The organism is Pseudomonas rhizophila, from assembly GCF_003033885.1.
GTDB classification, from domain to species: domain Bacteria; phylum Pseudomonadota; class Gammaproteobacteria; order Pseudomonadales; family Pseudomonadaceae; genus Aquipseudomonas; species Aquipseudomonas rhizophila.
Map to the genome: position 1 here is coordinate 2,083,075 of NZ_CP024081.1, position 21,570 is coordinate 2,104,644.

The following is a 21,570-nucleotide window of genomic DNA, read 5'->3' on the forward strand; positions in this document are numbered from 1 at the left end:
CATTCATGAGGTTTTGGTAATGAAACGCTTATTGATTCTGTGTGGTTTGTCGCTGTTTTCGCTGATGGCCCAGGCCGGGCCGCAGATTAATGTTGGGGTGGTCTACGACTATCTCGAAGGCGACAAGAGCACCTATATGAAACGGATCTTCAACGGCGGAACGTCCACCGCATTCGTCAAGGTCGACATCCTCGAGATTCTTTACAGCGACGACGGCAGCTACCTGGAGGTGCCGCTGCAGGATCAGGACGGCGTGCTCGCCAGAAATGGTCTGATGGCGAGCCCGGCGCGCCTGATCGTGCCGGCCAACGGCATGCAGGGCACGCGTCTGCTGTTCATGGGCGACCGCAGCAAGGAGCGGTACTTCCGGGTTCGCTTCGTCCCGGTGGTGCCGGAGGCCGAGGACGAGTTCGCCGTCAGCGCCGAGGAACGCGAGCAATACAAGAAGGAACGGATCGCCGCCGGGGTGAAGGTGCTGGCCGGCTTCGGCACGGTGTTTTTTGTCAGGCCCAAGGAGACCCGTTTCGAGACGGCCATCGATGACAGCGCCGATCGCTACCTGGTGCGCAACAACGGCAACAGCGTGGTGGTGATCGATGAGTTCAAGGATTGCGCTGCGCAAAAAGACAACGATTGCCGGCCGACCACCAAGCACCATGTCATGGCCGGTCGCACCTTTTCGTTCGACAAGGAGCCTGGGCGTGAATACCGCTTCAGCCTGATCGAAGGTCGCGAGGAAAAAGCCATTGAGATCAAAGGCTGACGGTATGCCGTCACTGAACCGCCGTTGGCGCCACAGGTAATCATCATGTTCAAGACGCTGTTACGTACTCTCCTGTTCACCGCCTTGACGCTGCCGGGTTTGCCCGCGTGGGCAGCGCTGGAGCGCGAAACGTTCGAACTCTTCGTCACCATCCCGACGATCGACTTCCACGTGCTGCCGGTCGACCCGCAACTGGTCGAGCGTGAACAGCCGATGCTGTTCAGCACCCTGACCTCCGGGCTCTTGCCGCTGCGGGCCAATTACGAAGTGAAGAACATCAACGGGGCCATTGGCGCCCGTCTGGGGCAAGAGGCTTACCTGTCCAATGGCCGTGAGCGCATCGACCTGCAGGTGACGTTCAACAACGTCCAACTGACCCTGGATTCGGCCCAGGTGGTCTCGGCCGCCGAAGCCCGGCCCGGTCGGCGTGTGGGGCTGGAAATCATCGCCGTCAAGACCGAGGAGGAGTATGCGCCTGGGGATTATTTCGGCACCGTGCACATGGTGTTCGATGCCATTGCGCCGTAGGGCAGTTGCGGTTTATTGGAGTAAGTCGAAATGAGTCGTTCAAATATCTTCGAGCACGGTGTTTCGTTGTGCCGCGCAGTCACGGTTTTTGCTTTGTTGTTGACAGGCGTTCCGACGGCCAATGCGCTGACCCGGGAGATCACTGCAGTCTTCAGGCCGGACCCAGCTAAGCCTCAGGAGAATAAATTTCGCAATACCACTCCGACCACGGGTTACTGCGCGTCATTTCCAAATCAATGCAAGACGATGTTCAGCATTCGCTTGCCTATCACTTTCAGTTCGACCCTCCCTATCGAGGCGAATCATGGGGACGCTCGGCAAGGTGCGATGTTCAAAGTGCCTGCCGGTTGGCGCTCTCTACAAGTAACCCATGCAAGTACGGGTGAAACTGAAGTCGTTGAAATACGTTTGTCCGGCATAGGTTCGGAATACCGACTTCCTGTTAACGCAGCCGACTTGGTCGGTGGAGGTGTTGACGCTTTAAAGGCTCATAACCTGTTATGGGGTTCTAGCTGGGTCAGTGCGCCCTCGCCATGTCGATTCGGCGGTAATGCACCTTATAACGTCAATTGGTACGGTTTTTTCTGGACCACCCCGGTAGAAGGTGTGTGCGCCAAAAGGGCTCGTTACTTGATCCCCAGCATGACTTACCGTTATCTGGATTTTGCCTATGAACTGCGTACCCCCAATCCCTTGACCATGTCGACTGGTCAATACACGGGCTCGCTGACTTATAGCGTTGGTCCGGGGCAGGACTTCGATATGGGCGATGTGATGCTCCCGAATGATTCAATAATCGCGTTCAATTTCAAACTGGATGTCGAACACACCCTCAAGGTCGAAGTGCCTCCTGGCGGCAACAAGGTCGTGCTCGAACCTCAGGGCGGTTGGCAGGCCTGGTTGAGCCAGGGGCAAAAACCGACGCGGTTGTTTCGTGACCAGACCTTCCACATCTCAGCCTCATCGCGTTTCAAGATGGGCCTGCAATGCCAGTTCGCCGGTTCGAGTGATAACACCTGCCTGCTCTGGGCACCCAGCTCCGGCCAGATGGTGCCGGTGAACATCAGTGTGACCCTGCCCAATGGCTTGACCGACGCTGGTGGCCAACCGGTCAACCGCCGTCGGCTCTATCTCGATGGAAGCGGCACCGAGTTGTTCCAGCCGGGGCATTACATCGAGCGTCGGCCGGGAACGATGCATTTCGAAGTCGCCCGCAACCAGGTCGAGGAAATGCTGGCCGGCGATGCCAAGAGTTACATAGGCAATGTGACGGTGATCTGGGATTCGGAGGTCTAGCGGTCCACCATCGCTCCTAAGGGGTTGGATTGAGTCAATGGCGCGCCACCAAAGGCTGGCACTGGGTATGGCTACCCGGTTGCAGGTACGGCGAGAGGAACGGCGCCATGCCCTTGAGCACTTGTACCGGCAAGGCCGAGGTGAACTTGAAATTCTGCGCCGAAGCCCCCGGTACATAGGCGGTGAGGGTGCCGAAATGGCTGTCGCCGATGTAGAACACAAAGGTCGCGGTGCGGTTGATCGACTTGGAACTGATGACCCGCCCGCCGGCGCCAACGGCTTCGATGCGATTGTCGCCGGTGCCGGTCTTGCCACCCATCGATAACGGCGTGCCATCGGCCAGGGTGAAACTGCCGGCCACCCGTTTCGCGGTGCCGGCATCGACCACCTGGGACAACGCACCGCGCAAAGCCCGGGCCACTTCCACCGGCATCACCCGTTTGCCGTTATCCGGATCGCTGATCAGCCGTGTCTCATAAGGGGTATTGACGGCGAAGTCGAGGCTGTCGACGCGCAGCGCCGGGAGCCGGATGCCGTCGTTGAGGATGGTGCCCACCAGCTCCGCCAGCGCGGCGGGGCGGTCGCCGGAGCTGCCGATGGCGGTGGCCAGCGACGGCACCAGATGGTCGAACGGGTAGCCGACTTTCTGCCAGCGTTGGTGGATATCAAGGAAGGCCTCGACTTCCAGCATGGTGCGGATACGACTGTCGCGGGCGCTCTTGTGCCGGCTTTTGAATAGCCAACTGTAGACCTCTTGGCGTTCGAACCGGCTGGCTTTGACGATCTGGCTGAACTTGGCATCAGGATTGTTCAGCAGATAACCCACCAGCCACAGGTCCAGCGGATGGACTTTGGCGATAAAGCCCTGGTCGGGCAGGTCATAGTTGCCCGGGCCGTAGCTGCTGTAGAGCCGTTCCAGGCGTTCGTCGGTGAGCTTTTCGGCGCTCTTGGCCGACTTGAGGTGCGAACGCACAAAGTGGTTGAAGCTTTCCTGGCTGTCGCCGGGAAAGAAATAGCGGTGCACGGCGGCCAGGCGGATCGCGGTGGGGCGCATGCCGTCGAGGAAGGTTTCGAGACGCTGGCCCGTGTCCTTTTTCTGATACTTCTTCCAGAACTTGAGCAGGAAGGTGGTGCCTTCGCGGTCGGCGAACTGGGCCAGGTACTCCTGGCGGCGCGGATTCTTGTCGTCCTTGAGCAGCTCCGAACTGCTGTCGGGACCCGCGTACGTGGCGTAGCGCACCAGGTCACGCATCAGGCGAATGAATGGCAGGTTGATCGACTCGCGCAGGGCGTCGCGCAAGGTGGGATTACGGCCGTTATCTTCCTTACGGAAATTATTGAAGGTGTGCAGCCCGCCGCCGGTGAAAAACGCCTCGCCGGGGCTGGCTGAATAGGTACGATCCAGCGCCGCCTCAAGCATCGTCGGCAGGTTGCGATCGCTGTGCTGGATCAGGTAGTCGACGGCCCAGCGGGAGAGGCGGTCCTGGTCGGCGATCTCGGCTTTTTTCAATGTTGCCGGGGTTTCGTGGGCATAACGTTCGTGCAGTTCGGCGATGATCTGCAGGTAGGTGGTGAGCACCCGTAACTTGGCGGTGGAGCCCAGTTCCAGTTTGCTGCCTTCGTTGATATCAAAGGGTTGGTCGGTGCTGTCGGTTTGCACGCGCACGCGCGAGCCGTCCGGGGTCAGTTCCAGCAGGGTGAAGCTGTAGCGCACCTGGGCGGTGCTGGTAGGCGTCAGAAGACGTTCGCCCATCAGGCCGATTTCGGCAGCGAACGCCGGGTCCGCCAAGCGCTTGAGGTAATCGGTGGCCTGGGTCTGCAAGTCGTTTTGCAAGGTGCTGGTGGCGGAGAGGTCCAGGCGATCGAGGTCGTAAAACGAGCGGTTGAGCAGCGTGGCCAGACGACTGCGGGCGGCGCTGATGCCCTTGTTGATTTCGTTGGGCTGGATGGTGGGTTGCTGCACCCAGTCGCGATAGCTGACCTTGCTTGCCAGGGTCGCCTCGGCCAGCGAGGCGTCGATCACGCCGTTCTGGGCCAGCAGCCGGACGTGGCTGTCGGTCAGGCGCGCCAGTTCGTCCCGGCCTTTGGACAGGTAATAGGAGGGGCGGCGCTGGGCGATCATCAACGACAGCATTTCCCGCAGGGCCAGGCCTTTTTCCGCGAGGCTGGCGGGGTCTGTCGCGGTGCTGGACAAGCGTTCGTTGGCACGCTTGAAATCGGCGCCGTACCAGACCCGCAAACCTTCGGCCATGCCGTGGACTTCGCCATGCCCCGGTACGGCGGAGAGCGGCACGCTGTTGAGGTAGTCGCGAATGATTTTCTGCCGGGCCTCAAGGGTCTGCGGGCCCGCCTGATAGGCACGCACACTGGCGGAAATCATCTGGCGGATTTTCTCCGCTCCCGACCCGGTGAGGCCGTCGGCGGAGTGGCGGTACTTTTCCAGCTGCGTCGCCAGTGTACTGCCCCCGGCGGACTGCCCAGGCAGACTCAGGAGCTTGGCGACTTGCGACCACGCCGCCATGCCGAAGCGCGGCCAGTCCACCGCCGGGTTGGCCTGGGGGTGCTTGGGGTCGAGCAGAAAGCGGTTCTCGATGAACAACAGGCTTTGCACCACCACGGGGGGGATTGCCTCGAAGCTGGCGTACAGTTGCTGCGGGTACTTGAACTGGTACAGCGGCGCGACGCGGCAATCGGTGATCGTCAGGCCGGCCTGGATCTTTTCCGCATAAGGGGCAAACAGGCCCTTATCGACGTAGTTCATCAAGGCCGGAGAGAAACGTGCCTGGGCCTGGATCACATAATCGCGCTTGAGCAACCGCGGCAGGAATTCATCCAGCGAGCTGTAACCCAACCGCCGGTCGAACGGACCCGCCCCAGGGTAGACGATGGCGTCGCTGGGCCCCGGTTGCACCGAATAGGTCAGAGACGCGGCGTACCGGCTTAGCTCCTGGGCTTGAAACCTGGACGTGCGCATTTCCTTGGCCACCGCCAGGCCGACCACCACCACGATAATCAACAGCAACAACCAGAACGCTCGCCAGCCATGCCCTGCGCGGCGTTTTTTTTGGGGTAAAGGTGCTTCTTCCATACGTTCAGTCGGGCCCACAGGTTTACTCGAATCGGTTTGCCATAACGCGCCCATAGTCGACTGATCCATTCACGCATTGATCGGGACTTGTTTGAAGCTTAGACGGTGGCGGCGCGGGCGGCGGGGAAATTGTGGACAAGTCAATGTCATAGGCCGCGCCGACGATCCTCTGTGGCGAGGGGATTTATCCCCGTTGGGCTGCGCAGCAGCCCTTCTGAAGCATTCTCGAGCCTCATGATATTGCGACTGCTGCGCAGTCGAGCGGGGATAAATCCCCTCGCCACAGGTGGTGGGGCTTCAAAGCCATTCAGTGTCCCATAGGGGATAATCGCCTATGCGATCCACCAGTCCTGCGCGAAGTGGATTGGCAATGATGTAGCGGGCGAAGGGGAGCAGGTCTTCGTTGTCACGGATCGCACGGTCGTGGAAGCCGCTTTGCCAGAGAGGGCCACAAGCCTCGGTTTTGCTGTTCACGCTATGGGCGCATCGAGCTTTCGTAGCGCCGATGACCCGGCTTAGTTGGTTATCGATGAGTTGCAGCAGCCAATGGAAATGATCCGGCATGACCACCCAGGCCAAGGATTTCACCTGGCCGGAATCATGAGCGCGTTTTAGTTCTGCGACCAACAGTCTTCCAACTGTCCAGTCGGCAAAAACCGGCCGCCGACGATGAATAACGGCAGTCACCAGATAGGCCCGTCCATGCTCCGAATAACGTCCTCGGCGCAAGAGATGGGAATTGGGTCGTGGATGCATTCCTTGCTTCCTTTGATAGAGGGGGTGAATGCAGCTTAGCCATGGCGCTGTCGTTTCGACGCTGAAACGGCGGAACGAATATTCCGAAACTTTCGTAGGTCCTGTGGCGAGGGGATTTATCCCCGCTCGACTGCGCAGCAGGCGCAAAGGTCGTGAGCATTGTCTGAGAGATTGAGGAAGCTTCTCAGAAGGGCTGCTGCGCAGCCCAGCGGGGATAAATCCCCTCGCCACAGGGCCTGTTCAGCCCAAGAACCCTGCGCTAGAGCCATCGGCATGTCCCGGGCATGACGCTGCACCATCGCTGTGCAATACTCGGCGCCGTTTTACGAATTGACTGTAATCCCAGGCAATACGTCTCCACAGATGGGTGTATGGATGAGGTTTATCCCTGATTTTCCCTGGTTTTACAGTGAAACTCTCTGCCTCTGGCTTTTTATACTGCACGACCCGCTGATCCTGCGGCGTTTGTTCTACAGGACGGTCTGTCCACAAAACAGACCCGGTTTCGGCAAGGTGGCAGGCCTATCGGCTTGCGGCTTTGGAGACTCGGTGGTCAATCCAATAACAAAACGAGGTTGTATCCCTATGCCTGTCGGCAATCATCTGCCCCATGGCGAGACCGCTCAGGGTGGTCCGCTCAAACGTGAACTCGGCGAGCGGCATATCCGCCTGATGGCGCTCGGCGCTTGCATCGGTGTCGGGCTGTTCCTCGGCTCGGCCAAGGCCATCGAAATGGCCGGTCCGGCGATCATGCTGTCCTACATCATTGGCGGCCTGGCGATCCTGGTGATCATGCGTGCGCTCGGCGAGATGGCCGTGCACAACCCGGTGGCCGGCTCGTTCAGTCGTTATGCCCAGGACTACCTCGGGCCGCTGGCGGGCTTCCTGACCGGCTGGAACTACTGGTTCCTGTGGCTGGTTACCTGCGTGGCGGAAATCACCGCGGTGGCGGTGTACATGGGCATCTGGTTCCCCGACGTGCCCCGCTGGATCTGGGCCCTGGCGGCACTGATCAGCATGGGCTCGATCAATCTGATTGCGGTCAAGGCCTTTGGCGAGTTCGAATTCTGGTTCGCCTTGATCAAGATCGTCACCATCATCGCCATGGTCATCGGCGGCGTGGGCATCATCGCCTTCGGGTTCGGCAACGACGGCGTGGCCCTGGGTATTTCCAACCTCTGGACGCACGGCGGCTTCATGCCCAATGGCGTGCAGGGTGTGTTGATGTCCCTGCAAATGGTGATGTTCGCCTACCTGGGCGTGGAAATGATCGGCCTGACCGCCGGTGAGGCGAAGAACCCGCAGAAAACCATCCCCAACGCCATCGGTTCGGTGTTCTGGCGGATCCTGCTGTTCTACGTCGGCGCGCTGTTCGTGATCCTGTCGATCTACCCCTGGAACGAGATCGGCACCCAGGGCAGCCCGTTCGTGATGACCTTCGAGCGCTTGGGTATCAAGACCGCCGCCGGCATCATCAACTTCGTGGTGATCACTGCGGCGCTGTCGTCCTGCAACGGCGGGATCTTCAGCACCGGGCGGATGCTCTACAGCCTGGCGCAGAACGGCCAGGCCCCGGCTGGTTTCGCCACCACCTCGGCCAACGGCGTGCCGCGCCGCGCGTTGCTGCTGTCCATCGCCGCGCTGCTGCTGGGCGTGCTGCTCAACTACCTGGTGCCGGAAAAAGTCTTCGTCTGGGTGACCTCCATCGCCACCTTCGGCGCGATCTGGACCTGGGTGATGATCCTGCTGGCCCAGCTAAAATTCCGTAAAAGCCTGAGCGCTTCGGAACGTGCGGCCCTGAAATACCGCATGTGGCTGTACCCGGTCAGTTCGTATTTGGCGCTGGCGTTCCTGGTGCTGGTGGTGGGCCTGATGGCCTACTTCCCCGATACCCGCGTGGCCCTCTACGTGGGCCCGGCGTTCCTGGTGCTGCTGACGGTGTTGTTTTATACCTTCAAGTTGCAGCCCACGGGTGATGTGCAGGGTTCGATGGATACCGCTTCATAAATTGCCGGCAATAAAACGAAAAGCCCCGGTCGAATGATCGGGGCTTTTTCTCAAGGGGATACCCCTCGTACCGTGGAGGATCCTATCTCATGCCTGATGGCACTGCCGTCAAGCGGCGGCGACTTCCTGCGGCTCAAAACTGTCCGCCCGCGCCATCTGCCACATCCGCGAATAAAACTCCCCATTGACCTCACCCGTCAGCAATTCCCCCGGTTTCAAGAACACATGCAACTGGGAAAACAGTTTGATTTCAGTGGCGGACATGCGGCGGACCAGATGTTTGGGTTGCAGTTGTGAAGGATGCTCGAGGCCGGCGGCGGCGAGCATTTCGGCCAGGGCCTTGAGGGTGTTGCGGTGGAAGTTGTAGACCCGCTGGGCCTTGTCCGGCACAACCAGGGCGCGCTGGCGCAGGGTGTCCTGGGTGGCGACGCCGGTAGGGCATTTGTTGGTATGACAGCTTTGGGACTGGATGCAGCCGATGGCGAACATGAAGCCCCGCGCGGCGTTGGCCCAGTCGGCACCGATGGCCAGGACGCTGGCGATGTCGAAGGCGCTGACGATCTTGCCGCTGGCGCCGAGCTTGATCTTGTCCCGCAGGTTCAGGCCCACCAAGGTGTTGTGGACAAACAGCAGGCCCTCGCGCAATGGCACGCCAATGTGGTCGGTAAACTCCACTGGCGCTGCACCCGTGCCACCTTCCTTGCCGTCCACCACGATGAAGTCGGGCAGGATGCCGGTTTCCAGCATGGCCTTGGCGATGCCCATGAACTCCCAGGGGTGGCCCAGGCAGAACTTGAAGCCCACTGGTTTGCCACCGGACAATTCGCGCAGTTGTTGGACGAACTGCATCAGTTCGATCGGTGTGGAGAAGGCACTGTGGCGTGACGGTGAAACGCAGTCCTCGCCCATGAGGATGCCACGGGTTTCGGCGATTTCCCGGGTGACCTTGTGCTTGGGCAGAATTCCGCCATGGCCGGGCTTGGCGCCCTGGCTCATCTTGATTTCAATCATCCGCACCTGCGGGTTCTGCGCTTGGGCGGCGAAGCGCTCCGGGTCGAAGCGACCTTCACGGGTGCGACAGCCGAAATAGCCGCTGCCCAGTTCCCAGGTCAGGTCGCCGCCGTGTTCGCGGTGATAAGGGCTGATGCTGCCTTCGCCCGTGTCGTGGGCGAAATTGCCGAGCTTGGCGCCCTGGTTCAACGCCCGAATGGCGTTGGCGCTCAGGGAACCGAAGCTCATGGCGGAGATGTTGAACACCGACGCTGAATACGGTTGGGTGCATTGCGGTCCGCCGACCGTCACGCGAAAACCGCTGGGGTCGCTTAACGGAGCCGGGCGCATGGAATGGCCGATGAATTCGAAACCAGTCTGATAAACATCGATCAGGGTGCCGAACGGTTTGTCGGCGCTTTCGTTCTTGGCCCGGGAGTACACCAGCGAACGCTGTGCGCGCGAGAAGGGCAGGGCGTCGCTGTCGGATTCGAGCAGGTACTGACGAATTTCCGGGCGGATACCTTCGACCAGATAGCGGATATTGCCCAGGATCGGGTAGTTGCGACGCACGGCATGGCGGTTCTGCAGCAGGTCGAACAGTCCCAGCAGACTTAACAGCCCCGTTACCAGCGTGATCGGCCAGAGCCAGTCGTGGTTCAGGAACGGCAAGCTGGCGAGGGTGAAAACCACGCAGCCGGCAAAGAAGGCGTAACGACTCAGCAGAGACAGGCTCATACGGTTTCCTTCGGGTGAGCGATGGGGTGGGGCGGTGCAGGCATTCTGCGCTGGCAGCGAAAGGGCGGGCAACTGTGGCGAGGGGATTTATGCTCGCTGGGGTGGGGGCACCCCCTGCTCGCTAAACAGGCGCCTCGGTTTCTGAAGACCGCATCGCCTCCATCGCGGGCAAGCCTTGCTCCCACACAGCGCGATCTCAGCTCGCCTGTTTCATCTGCCGCACCGGCAACTCCACGCGGAAGGTGGTTCCCACCCCGACCTCGCTGCGCACTGTGATCTCGCCGTTGTGTTTTTTCACGATGCCGTAGGACAGTGAAAGTCCCAGTCCCGTGCCCTGGCCGACAGGTTTGGTGGTGAAGAACGGGTCGAAGATTTTTTGCAGTGTCTCAGGCGGCATGCCCGAGCCATTGTCGGCGACTTCGATCCACACGGTGTCTTCTTCAATGCCGTTGCGCAAGGTGATGGTGCCACGCTCGGGGCCGATGGCCTGGGCGGCGTTGACGATCAGGTTCATGATCACCTGGTTGATCTGCGACGGCAGGCATTCGACTTCCGGCAACGGGCTGTATTGCTTGATCACGTCGGCCTTGTACTTGATTTCATTGGCGACGATGTTCAGCGTCGAATCCAGGCCTTGTTGCAAGTTGGCCATCTGCCATTCCTGGTTGGAGTCGACGCGGGAGAAGTCCTTGAGGTCCTTGACGATCTGCCCGACCCGGCTGATGCCGTCCTTGGACTCTTTGATCAGCAGTGGAATGTCCTCGACGAGGAAGTCCAGCTCCACCTGCTCGCGCAGCTTTCTCAGATTCACTACCAGTTCCGGCGAAGAAATGGCTTGCTCGGCACTGTCATAGGCCTGGAGCATCTCCTGGAGTTTGCCAAAGTAGCCATCCAGGGCCCCCAGATTGGAAGAAATGAAACCGATCGGGTTGTTGATTTCGTGAGCGACCCCGGCGGCCAACTGGCCCAGCGAGGCGAGTTTTTCCGACTGGACCAACTGGCTTTCCAGCATCTTGCGTTCGTCGATTTCCATCTGCAGCAAAGAACTGGCCTGTTTGAACGCCTGGGTCCGCTGCTCCACCAGCTCCTCGAGTTTGCTCATCTGCAATTGCGCGCGGGAAGTCATTTCCCACTTGGTGGTCAGGGTGTTGGCCATTTGCTGGACTTCGATGTTGTCGAAGGGTTTCTTCAGAATCAGCAACCGGTCATGGCCATTGAGGCGGTCCAGCAGTTCGTCCCAGGAATAGTCCGAGTAGGCGGTGCAGACCACCACTTGCAACAGTGGGTCGTGCTTCCAGAGTTCCTCGATGGTTTTGGCGCCATCCCAGCCCTCGGGCATGCGCATGTCGACAAAGGCCAATGCATAAGGGTGCTCCGTTGCCAGCGCTTGCAGCAGTTTGTTCAGACCTTCCTGGCCGCCGTAGGCCGAGTCGAGTTCGAATACGGTGCCGGCCGGTTTCGGTGCGTCGCCGAACAAGGCGTTTTCCATGTCCAGTAGATCGACATTGACCTGATCCTCCGGCGTGAGGATTTTGCGGAAATCGTCATGGATGGCCGGTGTATCGTCGATCAACAGGATGCGGCGGTTGCTCAGATTATTCATGCTCACCTTCTGCGAGTTTCAAGGGCAGTTGCAACACGAACGTTGCTCCTGTGCCTGGTCCCTCACTGTGAGCGGTGAGGTGGCCGTTCATCTCAATGGCCGCGAGCGCGCAACTGTGCAAACCGAACCCGTGGCCTTCCTTACGGGTGGTAAAACCATGGGCGAAGATACGCGTCATGTTTTCCGCCGGGATGCCTTCGCCTTCATCCTTGACGCTGATCTGCAGGGTATCGTCATTGATCACCGTAGCCTTGAGGGTCATGTTCCGTGCGTGGTTGGAAACCCCCGCCATGGCGTATTTGGCGTTGCTGATCAGGTTGATCAGAATCAGCAGCAAGCGGTGTTTGTCGCCCAGGATCCGCGGCACGTCGCCGTATTCCTTGAGCACCGTCACGTGGTGTCGGGTCAGGGCGCCGGAGTTCATGCGCAGGGCGTCTTCGAGCAGTTCGCTGACCACCAAAGGCTCCACCAGGCTGTTGGCGCCGGCATAGGATTGCTGGGTGGAGACAATATCCTTGATGTGATCCACGCTCTTGCTCAACTGGGCCAACTCGTCGGTAAGGCCTTGCTGTTCGACCGCGATGGCCTCCACCAACTGGTTCAGATAGCCGGGCAACAGCTTGCCTTTTTCGTCTTCGGTAAGGAAGTGCCCCAGGTCGTGGGGGTGTTCATTGATCAGTTGCATCGCCTTGCCCAGTCCCAGGGCCTTGCTGCTGCGCAGTTTACGGCTGATCAGATCGGCGGAGATGTTCACACTGTTGAGCACGTTGCCAACGTTGTGCAGCACGTTGGTGGCGATTTCCGCCATGCCGGCCTGACGGGCGGTGTCCATCAGTTCGCTCTGGGTGTCCTTGAGTTGGCGGGTGCGCTCTTCGACCCGTACCTCCAGCTCGTCGTTGGCGGTTTGCAGGGCGTTGTTGGCGCGTTTGGTTTCGGCGAAGCTGCGCATCAGCCGGATGGCCAGCCAGATCAGGATCAACACCAGGAACGTGGCGAAAACCAGCAGAAGAATATGGTTGCGCTGATGCCTGGCGGCAGCTTTCTCCTGGTCTTTGTCCAGCAGGCTGGTGATGGTGTCCAGTCGGCCGGCCACGGGAACGGCTTCGATTCCCTGCAAGAGGTCATTGACCCTGGGTTGTTCGCGCAAGATCAGCGCGATGTGCCTGCTCAGGATATCGACGGATTTTTGCAGGCTTTCCGGCAGACGCTCCTTGTTGACGTCCAGCCGATTCAGGCCTAGCAGCACTTCGGCGGCTTGCTCACGGGTGGCCAGATGGGCGAACTCCATGGAACTGAGCAACAGGTCGTAGGTATCGATGGCAACGTTTTGCAGCTGCAGTTTGTCGGCGTCCGAAAGCTGGGCGAACTGGGCCTGGATGTCATCTTCGGCGGTGGGCAGGAAGGCGAGGGAATTGCGCAGTACCGCATTGTGGGATTTGAATCTTTCCACCAGGCGGGTTTTCTCCTTCACCGCCTTGAGGTATTCGTCGCGCTCCTGTTCCCAGCTTGACGGTGCGTGGCGAGCCGGTTCCGATTCGATGGCGTTGAGGCGCTGCCACAGACGTGCCATCTCATTGAGGGGCGAGACTAGGGGGTCATAGTTTTGGCTCAAAGCCATCCGGGATTTAAGGACTTCGTTGTCCCAGATGGCGTCCTGCTGTTTGAGCAGGCGGATCAGGTCCCGAGATTCAATGTACGAGGCGGCCTGCTGTGCACTCGACTGGATGTACATGAACAGCAGGATCGACACCAGCAAGAGGCCGACGAATGCCAGACCGAGGCGACGCAGGGCGGTCATAGCGGCTTGCCCTCCCGTTCGCCGGTGAGGGTCTTGAGGAATTCGACGATCAGTTCCGTGTCGTTCTTCAAGGGTTCACGGCCCAACTGGTACTTGAACATCACTTCCACCGCGTTCTCCAGGGTAGGCGCTGACCCGGCGTGAAAGTACGGGGCGGTGATGGCGACGTTACGCAGACTCGGCACCTTGAAAACCTGGCGGTCAGCCTCGTCGCCAGTGACGTTGAAGCGGCCCTCGTCGGCCCGGGTAGGGTTGCCCCGGTCCTGGATGTAGTCGCCCATCACGCCGAATTTCTGGAACATGTTGCCGCCGATGTTCACGCCCTGGTGGCAGGCGATGCAGCCGTATTCCTTGAAGCGCTGGTAACCGAACTTTTCCCGGGGTGTGAGGATGTCGGTGTTGCCCAGCAGGTACTGGTCGAAACGTGAATTTGGGGTCAGCAGGGTGCGTTCATAGTCGGCCAGGGCACCCTGGATGTTGGCCTGGGTCACGCCGTCGGGGTAGGCATCGTTAAAATCCCGGGCGTAGTCCGGATCCTGGCCGATGCGCTTGAGCACCGTTTCCCAGGTACTGCCCATTTCCGCAGGGCTGGTCACGACGATGTGCACCTGTTCTTCCAGAGTGTCGACGCGGCCGTCCCAGAACTGATGGAAGTTCAGGCTGGCGTTGAACACCGTGGGTGTATTGAACTCCACTGGTTTACCGTCGAAGCCCAGGGAAAACTGTTTGTCGTCGGCGCCACCCTTGTCCAGGCGATGGCAACTGGCACAGGACAGGGTGTTGTTGACCGACAGCCGCGGGTCGTTGAAAAGCCGCAGGCCCAACTGGACGCGCTTGGGGTCCAGGGTCGGAATGGGGGGCAGCGGTTTGAGCGGTTCATCCAACGGCTCGGCGTGAACGGTCACGCTCAATCCCACCAGCAGGCCGAGGGCCAGAATCAGTCCATGTGACGCCATGGGATGCTTTCCTTGAAACTTTTGGTTGATGGAACTCAGGTGTGTTCACGCAAACGGGTTGTGGCGTTGTTCCCACTCGCTCATCCACAGGGCAAAGGCTTGTGGCTCCACGGCCTTGCTGAAGTAGTACCCTTGGGCTTCCTCGCACTGGTGAGCCTTGAGGAACTCCAGTTGCTCAAGGGTTTCCACGCCTTCGGCAATGATGTGCAGGTTCAGGCTCTTGCCCAGGCTGATGATGGTGCTCACCAGCTTTGCGTCATTACTGTCGATGCTCAGGTCGCCGACGAACGACTGATCGATCTTCAACACATCCACCGGAAATTTCTGCAGGTAGCTCAGGCTCGAGTAGCCGGTGCCGAAATCGTCGATGGCCAGCCGTATTCCCAGGCGCTTGACGGCCTTGAGGATGGCGACGGTGGTGTCGACGTTCTGCATCAGTACGCTTTCGGTGATCTCCAGTTCTAACTGTGTCGGGTCGAGACCGGTTTCCTTGAGGGTCCGGGCGATGCCTTCGACGAAACCGCGCTGGCGAAAATCGATGGTGGAGACGTTGACCGACAGGTAGAGCGGGCGCATGCCATCGGCTTGCCAGCGACAGGCCTGCTGGCAGGCTTCCTGGAGCACCCATTGGCTCAGCGGGACGATCAGGCCGCTGTCTTCGGCCACGGGGATGAAGTCCGATGGATAGATCAAGCCGATGTCAGGCCGGTTCCAGCGCACCAGCGCTTCGGCGCCGACCACTTTGCCGCTCCTCAGATCGATCTTGGGCTGGTAGTGCAGCACGAACTCCTTGCGTTGCAAGGCCAGGCGCAGGCCCGATTCGATGGTTTGCTGCTGTCGCGCCCGACGGTTCATGTCTTCAGTGAAAAAACGGTAGTCGTTGGGGCCGGTTTCCTTGACGTTGCGCATCGCCGTTTCGGCTTTTTTGATCAACGCCACGGCATCGAAACCGTCGGCCGGATACATGCTGATGCCCAGGCTTGCGGTAACGGTCAGGTCGTGTCCGTCGATGGGGTGGGGCGTGCTGATGGCCGTCAGCAGTTTGTCGGCCACGCCTTTGGTCTGTTGCGAGTCGGTGATGTCTCCCAGTATCACCACGAACTCATCGGAGCCGTAGCGAAACACCGAGTCGGATTCACGCACCACCGTTGCCAGCGCCCGGGCCACCCGCTTGAGCATTTCGTCGCCCACCGGGTGCCCCAGTGCGTTATTGATACGCTTGAAACGGTCCATGCCGATGAACATCACCGCCAGTTGCCGGTCGTGGCGACGGCACTGGGCCATGGCCTGGGTCAGGCGATCACCGAGCAACATGCTGTTGGGTAGCTCGGTGAGTACGTCGTATTGCAGCAAGTGGGAGACTTTCAGCAACTCCTGGACCCGTTCCTCGATGGTGCGCTCCAGACTGCGCATTTTTCTCGCCGCATCCTGGGCCAGTTGCCATTTCCAGGTCATGGCACTGGCCATCTGGCGGATTTCCAGGGTGTCGAAGGGTTTCTTCAGGATCAGCAACTGATCGTCGAACTCGATGCGTTCGGACATGGTTTCCCAGGAATAATCCGAAAACGCCGTGCACAGCGCGATTTGCAGCCGTGGGTCGGCCTCCCACAAACGCTCGATGGTTTGCAGGCCGTCCCAGCCCGGCGGCATGCGCATGTCGGCGAACACCAGCGCATAGGGCTGGCCTTCGGCCTGGGCGCGCTTGACCAGTTCCAATGCCTCTTCGCCCTGATAGGCCGAGTCGATCTGAAATTGCAGGCGGCTGACCTGGGGCGTGCCAAACAGCAGGCTTTCAGTGTCGTCCAGCGAGTCGTCGCTACCGGCGCCCGGGCTGAGGATCTTGCGGAAGTCCTGGTGGATCGCCGGGGTGTCGTCCACCACCAGGATTCGCCTGTTCGCCGGCACCGACATGGGGTTCATGGGTTGCTCTCCGATAACTGGCTGGCAGGCCGGGTCCAATGGTCCGTCACGGGAACGATGGTGCCGGCCTTGAGCAGTTCGCTGGCTTGCCCACTGTCTACGGCAGTGCTGAAGTAATGCCCCTGGGCCTGCATCGACCCGCCGCTGGACATCAGCGTGGTGCGTTGCTCCTGGGTTTCGACGCCCTCGGCAATGATCCCGATGCCCACATCCCGGGCGAAATTGATGATCGCTCGCAGCGTCATTGCGTTCTCGGGGTCGACGTTGGCGCTGTCGAGAAACCGTTGGGCGAGCTTGAGATGGTTGACCCGGTAGGTCTTGAGGTAATCGAACGAGGAGTACTCGGTGCCGAAATCATCGATGGCAATTTGTACGCCCAGTTCGCACAGACGTGGCAGCACGTCGTTGTGGGTCCACTTGGTTTGCGCCAGGGTGGCCTCGGTGACGTCAAAGCGCAGGTCCCAAGGGGCCAGTTCCCAGCGGGCGGTGGTGCGCAGCACGTCATAGATCAGCTCCGGACCGGTCTTGAGTTGCGTCAGGCAGAGGTCGATGGCGATCACCGGGGGCGCCATGCCCTGGTCACGCCACTGGCGCATCTGTTGACAGGCCTGGTCCAGCACCCAATGCCCCAGGCCAACGATGATCCCGGTCTTCTCGGCGGCCGGCATGAACGACGCCGGCTCCAGCCAGCCGCGCTCAGGGTGGTTCCAGCGCACTTGCACGCCCATGCCCAGGATTTTGCCGGTGCCCAGGTCGACCTCCGGCAGGTAGTGCAAATGCAGCTCGTTGTTTTCGATGGCCTGGCGCAGGTCATTGGCCAGGGCGACGCGGTCGGTGACTTCCTGATTAATCTCCTCGCTATGGAAATGGTACTGGTTGCGGCCCTTTTCCTTGGACCGGTACAAGGCCATGTCGGACTGTGCCATCAGGCTGTCGGCGCTTTGGCTCTGGGAGGAATACAGGCTGATGCCGATGCTCACGGAGATCCGCACTTCGTTGCCGTCCAGGGAATAGGGCGCCACCAGGGCATCCCGGATCTTGGCGGCCAGGGCGGCGCAATGGGTCGCTTCGTGGACATCCAGTTGCAGGATGGCGAACTCGTCGCCACCCAGGCGCGCTACCACGTCGTTTTCCCGGGTACAGCCCTTGATGCGTGCGGCGACCTCCTGCAGCAGCAGGTCGCCGATCGGGTGACCCAGGGTGTCGTTGATCCGCTTGAAATGGTCCAGGTCCAGGTAAAACATCGCAAACGGCGCCGCTCCCCGGCGAGCCGCGGCAAAGGCTTGATGCAGGCGCTCGATCATGGTGGCGCGGTTGGCCAGCCCGGTCAGGCCGTCGGTGCGGGCCAGCAGGGCGATTTTCTCCTCGGCCAGCTTGCGTTCGGTGATGTCAAGAATGATGCCTTCCACTTCCAGCAGCAGGCCCTGTTCGTTGCGCACCGGAATGTAGCGGTTTTCCACCCAGCGGAACGTGCCGTCGCCCGTGCGCATGCGGAACTCGATGGACGCCCCCGCTGTGTCGCGGTTCAAGACGCGGACCATGGCGTCGTCGATCTTGCTTTGGTCGTCGGGATGGATCAGGGTTTGCGCCCAGTCCGGCGAGTTGACCAGTTGCGCCGCCGCGTGGCCGAACTTGGTGATGTTGTGGGAAATGTACATCAGCGCGAACGGCGGCTCGCCACGCAGGCGGTACAGGATGGTCGGGCTGTTCTGCACGATGATGTTGGCGTCGGCCAGCTCCCGCGTGCGCTCCTGCACCGCGCGTTCGAGCATGTCCATTTTCAGCGCCGCGTCTTCGGTCATCTGCCATTTGACGGTCAGGGTACTGGCCATCTGGCGGATCTCGATGGCATCGAAGGGTTTTTTCAGGATGAGCAGGCGGTCGCCCAGTTCGAGGCGCTCGGCGATGTCTTCCCAGGAATAATCCGAATAGGCGGTGCACAGCGCCACTTGCAGCTTGGGGTCGACGCGCCATAGCCGTTCGATGGTTTCAAGGCCGTCCCAGCCAGGGGGCATACGCATGTCGATGAACGCCATGGCGTAGGGTTTGCCCTCGGCCAAGGCAGATTCGACCTTGTTCAGGGCTTCCATGCCCTGGAAGGCCGAATCGAGCACGAAACTCTGACTGGCAACCGCCACAGGCGCGCCGAACAGGGCTGCTTCAGCGCTGCTCAGGCTGTCCTCGGGGGTAGCATGGGGGCTGAGGATCTTACGAAAATCCTCGTGGATCGTCGGAGTGTCATCGACGATCAGGATCCGCCGGTTGGCCCTTTCCGTCGGCAGGCTCATGGCCGTGCACCGTCGCGATGCTGACTGTTGAACCGTGGATACATCTGATATCCCTTCCGTTGGCATGAGTATTCTGGCCTGTACTTGGCCCTTCATGGTCTACAGCATAGCTGTCTCATTGAGATGCGCTCGGCCGGTCAAGGCAAAATCGTGTCTAAATTCACGCAATCTACTAGCCTCTAATTCGGGGGTAGCGTAGAACAGGTGTCGTTAACAGGAGGGGGGTCCAATGGAAGATCAATCGCAGGATGTACCGGTCCGGAAGCCGACGGTACTGTTGGTCGATGATGAAGAGTCGATTCTCAATAGCCTGCGTCGGTTATTGCGCAGCCAGCCGTACGAAATCCTGCTGGCTGACAGTGGCGCCAAAGCCCTGGAAATCCTCAAGGAGCGGCCGGTCGACCTGGTCATGACCGATGCCCGCATGCCCAACATGGACGGCGCCACTTTGTTGGCGCAGATTCGCAAGCTTTATCCATCGACCTTGCGCATCCTGCTCACCGGTTATGCCGATGTGGACATGATGACCAAGGCCATCAACGAGGGGCAGTTGTATCGCTACCTCAGCAAACCCTGGAACGACGAGGAACTGGTGCAGGCCCTGCGTCAGGCCCTGGCGCACCAGCACTCCGAAAGCGAGCGCCAGCGCCTCGAAGCGCTGAACCGTGAACAGAACGAACAGCTGCGGATACTCAACACCACCCTGGAAAAACGCGTGGCGTCGCGCACCGCCGAGCTGCAGCAGACCGCCGACATGCTCGACCTGGCCTATGACGAGCTCAAGCGCAGCTATGTGACCGGCACCGAAGTGTTTTCGCTGATCGCCAACCTGCGCCTGCCCAAGGCCAAGCAGACCAACCGGCAGATCATCGAGCTGATCCGGGTCTACAGCAGGCTGCACTTTCTGGACGAGTCCACCGACCGCGACCTGACCATGGCCGCGGCGCTCTACAACATCGGCAAATTGAGCTGGACCGACAACATGATGGTCACGCCCGCCGACATGCTGCACCACACCGAGCTTGATCTCTACCGGGCCTATCCGAAGCAGAGCGAGTCGCTGCTGATGACCCTGGACCCGATGAAAGACGCCGCGCGCATCATCCTCCATCACCAGGAACGTTGGGACGGCAGCGGTTTTCCCGACCATCTGCGAGGCGAGGCCATTCCGTTCGGTTCGCGGCTGTTGAAACTGGCGGTGGACTTCATCGAACTGCAGCGCGGGTTGATCCTGGAGCGGCAGATGAACAGCGACGAGGCGCTGGTCTACATCCGCAAATACGCCGGCAAACTATACGACCCGGGCATGGTGGAGGACTTCATCAAGGCGTGTGGTGAATACCTGGACGACGTGACCTTGTCGGATCCGACGGTGCAGGTCATGACAACCCGCGACCTGACGGCCGGCATGATCCTGGCGCGCAACCTCAACGCCGACAACGGCATGCTGTTGCTCAACGCCGGCAAGGTGCTGAGCGCGCCTCTGGTGGAAAAGCTCATTGCTTTCGAAGCGATGGAAGGGGCGCGCTACAGCGTGTTCGTCAAAATCCCCGAAGAGGCAGACCCTTCGGTGCCGAAGCCGATGTTGGGGTGATGCAGATCTGACTGAGAGTACAGTCATCCTGTGGGAGCGAGCTTGGCTCCCACAAAAACTGCTCCCACAGTGGTTTTGTGTGGCGTCTGAAGGTGGCGCCGGGCTTTGCTCCCATCGCTGCGCTCTGTACCCTTGCGAGCATTTTTCTGCCCAGGGCATTTCATCATGACCACTCCCATCATCCGCATCGCCGCCGCTCTGTTGATCGGACCGGACGGCCGGACCTTACTGGTGCGCAAGCGCGGCACCCAGGCCTTCATGCAGCCGGGCGGCAAGATCGAGGCCCATGAGCAACCGGTCCAGGCCCTGGCCCGTGAGCTGGACGAAGAGCTTGGGCTGACGATTGATCCGGCACAGGCCCGTTACCTGGGGGCGTTCAGTGCCCCGGCCGCCAACGAGCCGGGTTTTGTCGTGCAGGCTGACGTTTTTTTACTGAGCATCGATGCGCCGGTTTCTCCCGCCGCCGAGATTGAAGAAGTGCGCTGGATCGACCCGGCCAGTGACAGCGATCTGCTGCTGGCGCCGTTGACAGGCGAGGTGATCCTGCCGTTTTATCGAGCCAGCCTTCTCGAGACGTGCTGACCCCAGACTCAAGGACTGACGCCCATGATTCCATTGCCGGACCTGCTGATTTTCGCCGCCGCCGCGTTGCTGATGGTGCTCACGCCCGGCCCGAACATGATCTACCTGATTTCCCGTTCGATCTGCCAGGGCCGCAAGGCCGGCGTCACCTCCCTGCTGGGGGTGGTGGCTGGCTTCTTCGTGCACATGTTTGCCGCGGCGGCGGGGCTGACGGCGGTGTTCCTGGCGGTGCCCATGGCCTATGAGGTGTTGAAATGGGCCGGCGCGCTGTACCTGTTGTGGCTGGCCTGGCAGGCAGTCAAGCCCGGCGCACGTTCGCCGTTCCAGGCCCAGCAACTGCCGGTGGACTCGACGCGCAAGCTGATCACCATGGGGTTCCTCACCAGTGCCCTGAATCCAAAGATTGCAGTGTTTTACCTGTCGGTGTTCCCGCAGTTCATCAGTCCGGAACACGGCTCGTTGTTCACCCAGAGCATCATCCTCGGGCTGACCCAGATCAGCGTCAGTTTCAGCGTCAACCTGCTGATTGCCTTGTTCGCCGCCGGCATTGCCTCCTGGTTCGTCCATAACCCCACCTGGTTGGCGGCGCAGCGCTACTTCATGGGGTTTGTGCTCGGCGCGCTGGCGTTGCGCCTGATGCTTGAACAGCGCAGGACGGCGTGA

The 21,570-nt window shown here is 60.4% G+C and carries 15 protein-coding genes; 7 read left to right on the forward strand and 8 right to left on the reverse strand.

The annotated features are described in order from the left end of the window. Positions 1–19 precede the first annotated feature (19 nt). The 3 genes from CRX69_RS09745 to CRX69_RS09755 are packed head-to-tail and all read left to right on the forward strand — an operon-like array spanning position 20 to position 2,587. Positions 20–763 carry a pilus assembly protein gene (locus CRX69_RS09745; protein WP_107321932.1) on the forward strand — a complete coding sequence of 248 codons (744 nt, stop codon included), beginning with the start codon at positions 20–22 and terminating at the stop codon, positions 761–763. A 45-nt stretch (positions 764–808) separates the two neighbouring features. Beyond that, the gene (locus CRX69_RS09750; RefSeq protein WP_047228905.1) at positions 809–1,291 is read left to right on the forward strand and encodes a CS1 type fimbrial major subunit; all 483 of its coding nucleotides are present in this window, start codon (positions 809–811) and stop codon (positions 1,289–1,291) included. A 30-nt stretch (positions 1,292–1,321) separates the two neighbouring features. Then, the gene (locus tag CRX69_RS09755) at positions 1,322–2,587 is read left to right on the forward strand and encodes a hypothetical protein (RefSeq protein ID WP_240539592.1); all 1,266 of its coding nucleotides are present in this window, start codon (positions 1,322–1,324) and stop codon (positions 2,585–2,587) included. Between the two features lie 34 nt (positions 2,588–2,621). On the opposite strand, the gene CRX69_RS09760 is transcribed toward CRX69_RS09755, so the two are convergent. Further along, a complete protein-coding gene (locus CRX69_RS09760; protein ID WP_107321933.1) occupies positions 2,622–5,729 on the reverse strand; it encodes a transglycosylase domain-containing protein in 3,108 nt (1,035 codons plus the stop codon). Positions 5,730–5,972: 243 nt separating this feature from the next. Next, positions 5,973–6,431 (reverse strand): REP-associated tyrosine transposase, encoded by a 459-nt coding sequence (locus tag CRX69_RS09765; protein ID WP_107321934.1) that lies wholly within the window; start codon positions 6,429–6,431, stop codon positions 5,973–5,975. Positions 6,432–7,016: 585 nt separating this feature from the next. On the opposite strand from CRX69_RS09765, the gene CRX69_RS09770 reads away from it, so the two are divergent. After that, positions 7,017–8,438, forward strand: a complete 1,422-nt coding sequence (locus CRX69_RS09770; RefSeq protein WP_047230406.1) for an amino acid permease — start codon at positions 7,017–7,019, stop codon at positions 8,436–8,438. A 108-nt stretch (positions 8,439–8,546) separates the two neighbouring features. Here CRX69_RS09770 and CRX69_RS09775 read toward each other — a convergent pair whose 3' ends face one another. From CRX69_RS09775 to CRX69_RS09800, 6 genes are all read right to left on the reverse strand, one after another. After that, positions 8,547–10,166 (reverse strand): FMN-binding glutamate synthase family protein, encoded by a 1,620-nt coding sequence (locus tag CRX69_RS09775; RefSeq protein ID WP_107321935.1) that lies wholly within the window; start codon positions 10,164–10,166, stop codon positions 8,547–8,549. A gap of 196 nt (positions 10,167–10,362) precedes the next feature. Further along, positions 10,363–11,769, reverse strand: a complete 1,407-nt coding sequence (locus CRX69_RS09780; protein ID WP_107321936.1) for an ATP-binding protein — start codon at positions 11,767–11,769, stop codon at positions 10,363–10,365. Further along, positions 11,762–13,567 carry a DAHL domain-containing protein gene (locus CRX69_RS09785; protein WP_107321937.1) on the reverse strand — a complete coding sequence of 602 codons (1,806 nt, stop codon included), beginning with the start codon at positions 13,565–13,567 and terminating at the stop codon, positions 11,762–11,764. Before CRX69_RS09785 ends, CRX69_RS09780 begins: the two co-directional genes overlap by 8 nt. Beyond that, positions 13,564–14,523, reverse strand: a complete 960-nt coding sequence (locus tag CRX69_RS09790) for a cytochrome-c peroxidase (protein WP_076383648.1) — start codon at positions 14,521–14,523, stop codon at positions 13,564–13,566. Before CRX69_RS09790 ends, CRX69_RS09785 begins: the two co-directional genes overlap by 4 nt. Positions 14,524–14,568: 45 nt before the next feature. Next, positions 14,569–16,443, reverse strand: a complete 1,875-nt coding sequence (locus CRX69_RS09795; protein ID WP_076383649.1) for a putative bifunctional diguanylate cyclase/phosphodiesterase — start codon at positions 16,441–16,443, stop codon at positions 14,569–14,571. Then, positions 16,440–18,731: a GGDEF/EAL domain-containing response regulator gene (locus CRX69_RS09800; RefSeq protein ID WP_107321938.1), complete on the reverse strand. Its 2,292-nt coding sequence runs from the start codon at positions 18,729–18,731 to the stop codon at positions 16,440–16,442. Before CRX69_RS09800 ends, CRX69_RS09795 begins: the two co-directional genes overlap by 4 nt. 229 nt (positions 18,732–18,960) lie before the next feature. On the opposite strand from CRX69_RS09800, the gene nosR reads away from it, so the two are divergent. The 3 genes from nosR (at position 18,961) to CRX69_RS09815 (ending at position 21,570) form a co-directional block, all read left to right on the forward strand. Continuing rightward, the gene (nosR, locus tag CRX69_RS09805; RefSeq protein WP_047230399.1) at positions 18,961–20,325 is read left to right on the forward strand and encodes a response regulator c-di-GMP phosphodiesterase, NosR family; all 1,365 of its coding nucleotides are present in this window, start codon (positions 18,961–18,963) and stop codon (positions 20,323–20,325) included. Between the two features lie 165 nt (positions 20,326–20,490). Next, the gene (locus CRX69_RS09810; RefSeq protein WP_047230398.1) at positions 20,491–20,907 is read left to right on the forward strand and encodes an NUDIX hydrolase; all 417 of its coding nucleotides are present in this window, start codon (positions 20,491–20,493) and stop codon (positions 20,905–20,907) included. Positions 20,908–20,931: 24 nt separating this feature from the next. Further along, entirely contained in the window at positions 20,932–21,570 is a 639-nt protein-coding gene (locus CRX69_RS09815; RefSeq protein ID WP_107321939.1) for a LysE family translocator, read from the forward strand.